This window comes from Tepidanaerobacter sp. EBM-38 (genome assembly GCA_001896545.1).
GTDB lineage: Bacteria > Bacillota > Thermosediminibacteria > Thermosediminibacterales > Tepidanaerobacteraceae > Tepidanaerobacter.
On sequence record MPOT01000078.1, the window covers coordinates 25,096 to 34,124 of the forward strand.

7 protein-coding genes and 1 CRISPR repeat array (1 of these 8 running past the window's edge) are annotated in these 9,029 nt (G+C 36.2%); of the genes, 5 read left to right on the forward strand and 2 right to left on the reverse strand.

Annotation, left to right across the window (positions count from 1 at the left end):
• Positions 1–325: direct repeats of the CRISPR family, unit length 30 nt; unit sequence GTTTATAGCCTACCTATAAGGAATTGAAAC (it extends 1,429 nt beyond the left edge of the window).
• A gap of 636 nt (positions 326–961) precedes the next feature.
• Together BUC45_RS08800 and BUC45_RS08805 are read left to right on the forward strand one after the other, a co-directional pair.
• A complete protein-coding gene (locus tag BUC45_RS08800) occupies positions 962–1,873 on the forward strand; it encodes a DMT family transporter (protein WP_296971695.1) in 912 nt (303 codons plus the stop codon).
• A gap of 106 nt (positions 1,874–1,979) precedes the next feature.
• On the forward strand, positions 1,980–2,660 hold the full coding sequence (locus BUC45_RS08805; RefSeq protein ID WP_296971696.1) for a phosphoribosylaminoimidazolesuccinocarboxamide synthase: 681 nt from the start codon (positions 1,980–1,982) through the stop codon (positions 2,658–2,660).
• 192 nt (positions 2,661–2,852) lie between these two features.
• On the opposite strand, the gene trxB is transcribed toward BUC45_RS08805, so the two are convergent.
• Complete coding sequence (gene trxB / locus BUC45_RS08810; RefSeq protein ID WP_013777363.1) at positions 2,853–3,764, reverse strand: thioredoxin-disulfide reductase; 912 nt, start codon at positions 3,762–3,764, stop codon at positions 2,853–2,855.
• Between the two features lie 162 nt (positions 3,765–3,926).
• Here trxB and argF point away from each other — a divergent pair, with 162 nt between their 5' ends.
• Complete coding sequence (argF, locus tag BUC45_RS08815; RefSeq protein ID WP_013777364.1) at positions 3,927–4,892, forward strand: ornithine carbamoyltransferase; 966 nt, start codon at positions 3,927–3,929, stop codon at positions 4,890–4,892.
• Positions 4,893–4,987: 95 nt separating this feature from the next.
• On the opposite strand, the gene BUC45_RS08820 is transcribed toward argF, so the two are convergent.
• Positions 4,988–6,208 (reverse strand): patatin-like phospholipase family protein, encoded by a 1,221-nt coding sequence (locus tag BUC45_RS08820; protein WP_013777365.1) that lies wholly within the window; start codon positions 6,206–6,208, stop codon positions 4,988–4,990.
• A 451-nt stretch (positions 6,209–6,659) separates the two neighbouring features.
• On the opposite strand from BUC45_RS08820, the gene greA reads away from it, so the two are divergent.
• Entirely contained in the window at positions 6,660–7,136 is a 477-nt protein-coding gene (gene greA / locus BUC45_RS08825; protein ID WP_013777366.1) for a transcription elongation factor GreA, read from the forward strand.
• 17 nt (positions 7,137–7,153) lie between these two features.
• Positions 7,154–8,635, forward strand: coding sequence for a lysine--tRNA ligase (lysS, locus tag BUC45_RS08830; RefSeq protein ID WP_013777367.1), 1,482 nt, complete (start codon positions 7,154–7,156; stop codon positions 8,633–8,635).
• Positions 8,636–9,029 lie beyond the last annotated feature (394 nt).

The window sequence follows — 9,029 nt, forward strand, 5'->3', positions numbered from 1 at the left end:
TCAACCGATTCGCTAATAATACCTTCCACGTTTATAGCCTACCTATAAGGAATTGAAACGGCTCTAATGCCCTAAATTGGTCTAACCCGTTCTTTGTTTATAGCCTACCTATAAGGGATTGAAACTCACAATCTTTTTTTGCGCAATCACTCTTGTCTGGGTTTATAGCCTACCTATAAGGGATTGAAACGCCCTTGAATTCACTTTTGATAATGAATATATCAAAGAAGTTTATAGCCTACCTATAAGGGATTGAAACGCTTTTCTTCTTTTGTCTTTATCTTTCTCTATCCCAGCTTATAACCTACCTATAAGGGACTTGAAATAACACCGTATACAATATCAATATATTTGGTTTTTGATTTCCTAATGATGTGTATAATAGAAAATATGCGTTATTGTGCGGAAAAGTGGGCGGTCGATGACCGCCTCTACGTATTGGTAATTCATTATATATTGTAGGGAGGTTGCTGCACGTTTTCCAGTTTATACCATGCAAGATTGGTAATTTATTATATATTGTAGGGAGGTCCTACTTTAATAAATCATTTATTGTAGGTAAGTCATATGTTGTAGTGAAGGTTATACGTTGATAAATCATTTGTTGTAGGTAAGTTATATGTTAATAAATCATATATCATAGAGTAGGGGAGACCATTGGTCTCCCGCTTATATTGCACGTTATACACGTTATTGCCATTGAACTTTAACTGTGATTTTACGGCAAAACTGACTTTTTACGATAAATCATGATAGATTCCACTGTAGAAAGATAATTTCGAGCTAGAAATGCCGAAATATTGTTCCTGATTATAATAAGATACGCCATATACTGACAATGATTTAGGAAAAGAGGGTTTTTACATTAAAATCATGATCTAGTTTTTATAAAAAGTAACCCAAATCAATAGAAATGTGATATGATATTTTCCAGATATCCCAGTTTAATGAGGTGCTTATTATGTCTTCTGAAAAACGGATGTATATTAGTCTGTTTAGTGTAGCCTGCTTTTGGGGAACTTCATGGTCTGTTTCGAAAATTGGGCTTCGGGAATTATCCCCGGTGCATCTTGCAGTTTTAAGATTTATACTAGCTTCGATAATATTTTTTTGCATTGTTAAGCTTTTCTACAGAGATTATGTTATAGAAAGAGAAGATAGGAAGTGGTTGTGGATACTGGGCTTTTTAGGTGTAGTACTATATTTTTTCATCCAATACTATGGACTTGATATGACTACTACAGTCAATTCTTCTATTTTAATTGCTACAAGCCCTATATTTACTATATTCCTATCAGCAAAGTTGTTTCATCAGGAAAAGCTAAATTATAGCGATTTGCTTGGTATTTTAATTGCTTTTGTGGGAGTATTTTTGGTTTTTACGGCAGGTGAGGGAATTTCTATTGGGCGTAGTACTATTTATGGCGATTTACTACTGCTTTTAAATTCATTAGTTTGGGCACTTTTTACGGTTTTGGGGAAAAATTTAGTTGACAAGTATGATCCTTTTGTGGTGATGGCATATATAAATATTTATGCAACAATAACTGTGCTGCCAATTGCTTTTACTCCGGCATTTATTAATTCTGTAAAGGCAACATCGATTACTACTTGGGCTGCGGCGCTATATCTTGCCGTTTTTTGTTCGGTATATTCTTATTACATGTGGTATAAAGGCATAAAAACTATCGGAGCGTCTAAAACAGCGGTGTTTAACTACGTAAATCCGATGGTTGCTGTAATCATAGGCATAATATTATTAAAAGAAGATTGGAACATCTATACGATTATCGGCGGTATATTAGTTTTTATAGGGGTATATGCCGCTTCGGCACGAAAAGGCGATGAAAGAATCGAAACGGTTGATAGTTAATGATTTGAAATCATTTTTTGAAGTTTTTTGCGGTCCGATACGGTGTATGTTAAAATATTGTTGTAAACCTTACTTATCCAAATTCTAAATTGATGGAGGTTTTAATGTGGAAAAAATTCGAGAAGGGAAAACTAAAACAGTTTTTGACACATGTGATGGCAATATATTGCTTAAATTTCGCGATGATGTAACCGGAACGGGTGATGTGGTAGATCCCGGAGCTAATACCGTAATCGGTAAAATCGAAGGCAAGGGCAATGCTTCTCTTAAGTTGTCAAAGCATTTTTTTGAGCTGTTAAAAAGGGATGGCATCCGTACCCATTATATTGATGCAGATTTAAAGGAAAATACCATGCTTGTAAAACGAGCAGATACATTTGGTGATGGGCTGGAGTTTATATGCAGGTTAAAGGCTGCTGGCAGCTTTGTTAGAAGATATGGCAGATATGTAGAAGAAGATCAGCCATTAGATTATCTGGTTGAAATAACTCTTAAAGACGATGACAGAGGTGACCCGCTTATAAATGAAGAAGCATTAGTTCAGCTTAAATTAATGACAAAAGAAGAGGTCAGCGAAGCCATTGCTCTTACAAAGAAAATTACTAAAATAGTGAAACAGGAATGTGAGCGTTTTGATCTCGAATTGATTGATATAAAATTTGAGTTTGCCAGGGTTGAAGGGGAAATTGCTGTAATAGATGAGATTTCAGGGGATAATATGCGAGTTCGGAAAAACGGTCAAGCTGTAATGCAAAAGGAGTTATGTGATATTATATGCGGTAAATAAATTAAATTAAGCTGCAGACTACTATTAAACTTGCGTCTATAATATGACAAGCAGGGGCTTGCGGAATTTATTCGCCTTGCCGACGGTACAAAAGCTTTCTAATCCGGCACGCTGCCCCTGCTATATTTGTCCCAATTTAAAGAATAAAAATTATTTTACCCGCATACATTATACTATTACTAAAAAACTGATCTATTGCCCTTCGATAAATCTTCCTGCCTCTACAGCAGCGATAGCGCCATCGGCTGCAGCAGTAATGACCTGCCGCAAGGGCTTTTGACGTACGTCGCCGGCGGCAAAAATCCCTCTAACATCTGTCATCATCTTATCATTTGTAATGATATAACCTTGTTCGTCCAAAACAACTAAATTTTTAACAAAATTAGTGGCGGGAGATTGGCCTATAGCCACGAAAATTCCATCAATAGGGATAGAATTCAAACTTCCTGTCTTTACATTTTTAACTATCACTTCTTTGACAGCGTCTTCTCCTCTTATTTCGTTTACTACCGAATCCCAAACAAATGAAATTTTATCATTTTGGAATGCACGTTCCTGAAGGATTTTTGTAGCTCTTAATTGATCACGGCGGTGTATTACATAGATTTTACTTGCAAAACGGGTTAAAAATAAAGCTTCTTCAATAGCAGTATCGCCGCCGCCTACCACTGCTACGGTTCTGTCAAAATAAAAAGCACCATCGCAAGTTGCGCAATAAGAAACGCCTTTACCTGTAAATTCTTGTTCTCCCTTGACCCCAATTTTTTTTGGCTGTGCACCTGAAGCTAAAATAACAGTTTTGGCTGTAATGCTTTCGCCATTCATAAAAACTCTAAAAACCCCATCCTGTTTTTCGATTTTTTCGACACAGCCATTTAAAAATTTGGCATCGAATTTTTCAGCCTGAGATTTCATTGCATCAGTAAGCTCGATGCCGCCTATGCCATCAGAAAATCCCGGATAGTTTTCTATGCGGTAAGTTATAGCGGCCTGACCGCCAGGATACATTTTTTCGATAATAACTGTTGACAGTTTGGCTCTAGCAGCATATAAACCTGCTGAAAGACCGGCAGGTCCCGCACCTACAATAGTCACATCATACATTATTTCCCCGCCTTTCCTAGTAATTATTCTTGATACATAATAATATATTTCTCAAAATTAATCAAAATAATTTATATAGAAAAATAAAATTAAAAAAGCTATTGCATAATAATACATTTTAATGTATAATTATAAACAAAATTACGAAAGAGGCGTATGTATATGAGCGTAAATCCATGGCAGAATGCGGAAAGCAGTTTACTGAAGGGGAAAGATCTTTTGAGCTTATATGATCTTAGCAACCTTGAAATAGAAGAGATTCTAAACAAATGTGAAACACTTAAAACAATGCATAAATTAGGAGCGGATTATCAACCACTAAAAGGGAAAACCCTTGGTATGATTTTTGAAAAATCTTCAACGAGGACCAGAGTTTCATTTGAAGTAGCTATGTGGCAACTAGGAGGGCATGCTCTTTTCTTGAGCAATAGGGATATTCAGATTGGGAGAGGAGAAACCATTCCCGACACGGCTCGAGTTTTATCGCGCTATCTTGATGGCATAATGATAAGGGCATATAGCCATGATGATGTAAAACTTTTGGCTAAATATGCAGATATACCGGTTATAAACGGGTTGACGGATTACACCCACCCATGTCAGGTGCTTGCGGACTTATTTACCATTCAAGAGAAAAAGAAAAAACTCAGCGGATTAAAATTAGCCTTTATCGGCGATGGGAAAAACAACATGGCAAATTCGCTTATATTTGGTTGTTCCAAAGTAGGTATGGATATTGCCGTAGCATCTCCGGAAGAATTTTTACCGGATAAAGAAGTAGTTAATAAGGCAAAAGCCGATGCCGTAATGAACGGCTCAAAAATAATTCTCACAGATGATGTCTTTGAGGCGGCCAAAGATGCCGATGTGCTTTATACCGATGTCTGGACCAGCATGGGGCAGGAAGAAGAAACTGAATACAGGAAGAAAGTATTTGCAGGTTATCAGATAAACCAAGAACTACTTTCTGTTGCCGATGAAAATGTAATAGTTATGCACTGCCTGCCTGCTCATCGAGGTGAAGAAATAACCGAAGAAGTAATTGAAGGTGAACACTCTGTAGTATTTGATGAAGCAGAAAATCGGCTACATGTGCAAAAAGCCATTCTCTCGCTTGTTATGGGTTAAATTAGTATTTACAATCTGGAAGGTTTACCTTCCTTTTTCTTTTCTATTGCTTAAAATACTGGCAACTTCACAGGCCGTATTCTTGATAGAATTTATTAATTAAACCTTATCTTCAGCTCATCAATAAATACATCAATAATCTCGGGTGACAATTGTTCTTTTACGGTTTTCAATACAAGGTCGGATTTTTTTAATAAACGGGGAATTTTATCGGAAATATGCTCTGAAGTTTTTTGGTGCTTGGAAATTACGGTATATAGGAACTCATCAAAATCGTAAATTTTAAATTTTTCTATCCCGTCTAATACAGCCGCCTTTTCAAGAATACCTATAAATATATCTTTATAGGATGCTTTGGAGCCAAGTCCCAATATTTCAGAAAGCCTTGGGATGATTTTTTCGAAAAGCAAGCGCCGATATGGCATTTTTTCGGGAAGTCCCATAATGTTAGCTAGTTTTAGGACCGTTTGACGGCTGAGATTAAAAAATATGTTGGCGTAATAGTCCTCAGGGTGATTTGCAATAATGTAATAAAATCGGCCGCTGTATTTATTTATAACACTTAATGTATCATAATATCCCAAGTTTAAATTTCTACGGGCACGTTCAGAAGAAAAATCAAGTGTTCCACCTAAATCTTCAGATGGTTCAATTGTAATCAAATTCAATTTATCTTTATTTATTCTGCGCGTTCTTCCTATTCCGTATAATCGTATGCCTATTATATCTTTATAACCCTTTGCCATTAAAAGCTTAATGGGGAAATTATCAAAAAACCCTCCGTCAATAAATAGTTTGCCATCAATTTTGTCCATCTTAAAAATAGGAAGATTGGCACTTGCCATCAGATAATCTACGAGCTTTCCCTCTGGTATATCTTCTATATAAAGTTCAACAGGCTTTAAATCAGTAAGTGCGACTGTTACGATACCAAAATCCTTTCCGGAATGCCTTACCTTGTCCTCGCATATGTTGCAGTTTAAAAGCTGCCTAAGCGGTGTGATATCAAGGCCATGTTCGAAAAACAGCTCTCTTATTGTTCTTACAACATGAAAGAAGTTCTCCGGAAACAGCTCCCTGTTTTTAATAGCAGCTATTTCGCTATCATCAATATTAAGAATTTTATCGAATGAAATATTGTACCATGTGTCGTATGTCTTTTCAAAATCACCTTGAACTATCATGGCGCCGTTTAAGGCACCTACTGATGTTCCAGCCACACCTTTTATATCTACGCCCAACTCTCTTAGAGCCTTCCATGCTCCAATCTGATAAGCACCTTTAGCACCGCCGCCCTCAAGGACAAGACCAAACAAGTATATTACCTCCATATTTTTATCTAATCATTGAAATATGTACTCTTCAATTATAGTCTAAATTTAAAGCATGTGCCATATTTATTATTAAACAGTTTGATATAAATTTTCTCCTGTTTCAAGGGCAAAATAAACCGATATGAATTTTTGGAAAATAAACATAAAAAGCTTCTTGACATAAATAACCTGCTGAATTATAATATCTTAGAAGTGATGAGCTAGGTGCATACGAAGTAATTAATATTTGGGCTTTGCTAGACCTCTTCATAATTTTTTTAAATTGAAGAGGATTATTAGCATATGCTCGATTTTTATTCTACTATATATATACGATTGAACCTAGGCTGACAGAATGATACACGGTTTATAATTATTGCCAGAATAAAAAATCATATTGGAACATATATTAGAAACGTACATTTTGGCAAAACTAGAGGGGAGAAAAAATTAAATGGCAAAAAAAGAAGTTGTGCTCACCCAGGAAGGCTTGAAAAAGATGGAAGAAGAGCTTGAATACTTAAAATCGGTAAAACGCCGTGAGATTGCAGCTAGAATAAAGCAAGCTATTGACTTTGGCGATATTAGCGAGAACTCTGAGTATGATGAAGCAAAAAACGAACAGGCCTTTGTGGAAGGGAGAATTGCTCTTCTTGAAGAAAAACTAAGAAATGCTAAACTAATTGATGAAGTAGATATATCTACCGATGTAGTAAGTGTCGGCTCTAAGGTAAAACTTAAGGATTTGGATACGGGAGATATTTTTGAGTACATGATTGTCGGCTCGGCTGAGGCTAATCCTATTGAAAATAAGATTTCTAATGAATCACCGGTAGGAAATGCTCTAATTGGAGAGAAAAAAGGTTCTATCGTAGAAGTTTCAGTACCTGCTGGAATAATTAAGTATGAAATCATGGATATCATGAAATAAATAATGGAGGTTTTTTAATGGATTATTTGAACGACCAAAGTGAAATTAATGAAATCCAAAAAGTTCGGCTGCAAAAGCTTCAAGAATTAAAAGATATGGGTGTAAACCCTTTTGGCGACAAATACCCCTATTCTCATAATTGCCAGCAAATAAAGGCAAACTTTGACGAGCTTGAAAATCAAAATGTAAAAATAGCCGGCAGGATCATGGCAATAAGAGGCCATGGTAAAGCGGCTTTTTTTGATATTCAAGACAATACAGGCAAGATACAAGTATATATTAGGAAAGATAATGTATCTGATGACACTTTTAATTTGTATAAATTACTGGATATTGGAGATATAGTAGGTATAGAGGGAAATGTTTTTAAATCCAAAAGAGGCGAAATATCCGTATCTGTTAACAACATGACTATTCTTGCTAAATCGCTCAGACCTTTGCCTGAGAAGTGGCATGGGTTAAAAGATACTGATATAAGATACAGGCAAAGGTATTTAGATTTAATAGTCAATCCTGAAGTAAAGCAAACATTTCTTACTAGAAGTAAAATTATATCGGCAATGCGACAGTTTTTAGATGACAAAGGTTTTGTTGAGGTAGAAACTCCTGTGCTGTCGCCGATAGCAGGTGGTGCTGCTGCAAGGCCTTTCGTTACTTATCATAATGCTTTGGACATGCAGCTGTATTTAAGGATAGCTACAGAACTATACCTAAAGCGGCTTATAGTAGGTGGATTTGAAAAAGTATACGAATTGGGCAAGGATTTTAGGAATGAAGGTATTTCCATCAAGCATAATCCCGAGTTTACGATGGTGGAACTTTACCAGGCATATGCAGATTATAAAGATATGATGAAATTGGCTGAAGATATGATTGCATATATAGCCGAGAAAGTTTTAGGCACTACGAAGATAACCTATCAAGGGGAGGAAATTGATTTAACACCACCGTGGACTAGAATGACTATGGTTGAAGCGGTAAAACATTTTACAGGTATAGACTTTGACTCTATAGCTTCTGATGAAGAGGCAAGAAAAGTTGCTCGAGAATTACATATAGAAGAGATAAAAGACTGCGACACAAAGGGCAAAGTGCTAAATCTCATATTTGAAGAAAAGGTGGAACAAAACCTGGTTCAACCCACTTTTATATATGATTATCCTATAGAAATATCGCCTCTGGCAAAGAAGAAAGAGGACAATCCCGACCTTACGTACAGGTTTGAAGCCTTTGTCACAGGAAGGGAAATAGCTAATGCTTTTTCTGAGCTAAATGATCCGATAGATCAAAGAGAAAGGTTTTTGCAGCAGCTAAAAGAAAGGGAAGCCGGCGATGAAGAAGCTCATGCTTTCGATGAAGACTATATAAATGCGCTTGAATATGGAATGCCTCCTACGGGTGGTATGGGCATAGGTGTTGATCGCCTTGTTATGCTGCTTACAGACTCTTATTCAATCCGCGATGTCATATTATTCCCTACCATGAGACCTAAACAATAACCTTATTTCAATACAAAATAAATGTCACATTTAATAAAAATAAAAGAATTAAGCAGCATAAAAGAGTATAGCCAGAATTTAATGCCGTAAATTGACGAAAAAGAGAATAATGACGAATACTGACGTTTGAAAAGACCACTAGTTTCATGTTATTATACTTGAGCAGTCACGGAAAACACATCAAAAACGCAGCAGAACAACATTTTAAAAAAAGAAACAAAAAAAGATGTTGACAAACGCAATAAGGTATGGTAAAATTAATAACTGTGACGTAAGAGAACCTAGACAACTAAATCAGTGTTATGCCTGAGAGTTTCAAAAAGATTTAACAAAGTTTTAAAGCAATAACATGAGAGTTTGATCCTGGCTCAGGACGAACGCTGGCGGCGTGCCT

What these genes read in the sequence shown, in the direction of transcription:
- BUC45_RS08800 (WP_296971695.1), top strand. Translation starts at nt 962, where the DNA reads ATGTCTTCTGAAAAACGGATGTATATTAGTCTGTTTAGTGTAGCCTGC.
- trxB (WP_013777363.1), bottom strand. Translation starts at nt 3,764, where the DNA reads ATGTATGATGTGACTATTGTAGGTGCGGGACCTGCCGGTCTTTCAGCA.
- argF (WP_013777364.1), top strand. Translation starts at nt 3,927, where the DNA reads ATGAGCGTAAATCCATGGCAGAATGCGGAAAGCAGTTTACTGAAGGGG.
- greA (WP_013777366.1), top strand. Translation starts at nt 6,660, where the DNA reads ATGGCAAAAAAAGAAGTTGTGCTCACCCAGGAAGGCTTGAAAAAGATG.
- lysS (WP_013777367.1), top strand. Translation starts at nt 7,154, where the DNA reads ATGGATTATTTGAACGACCAAAGTGAAATTAATGAAATCCAAAAAGTT.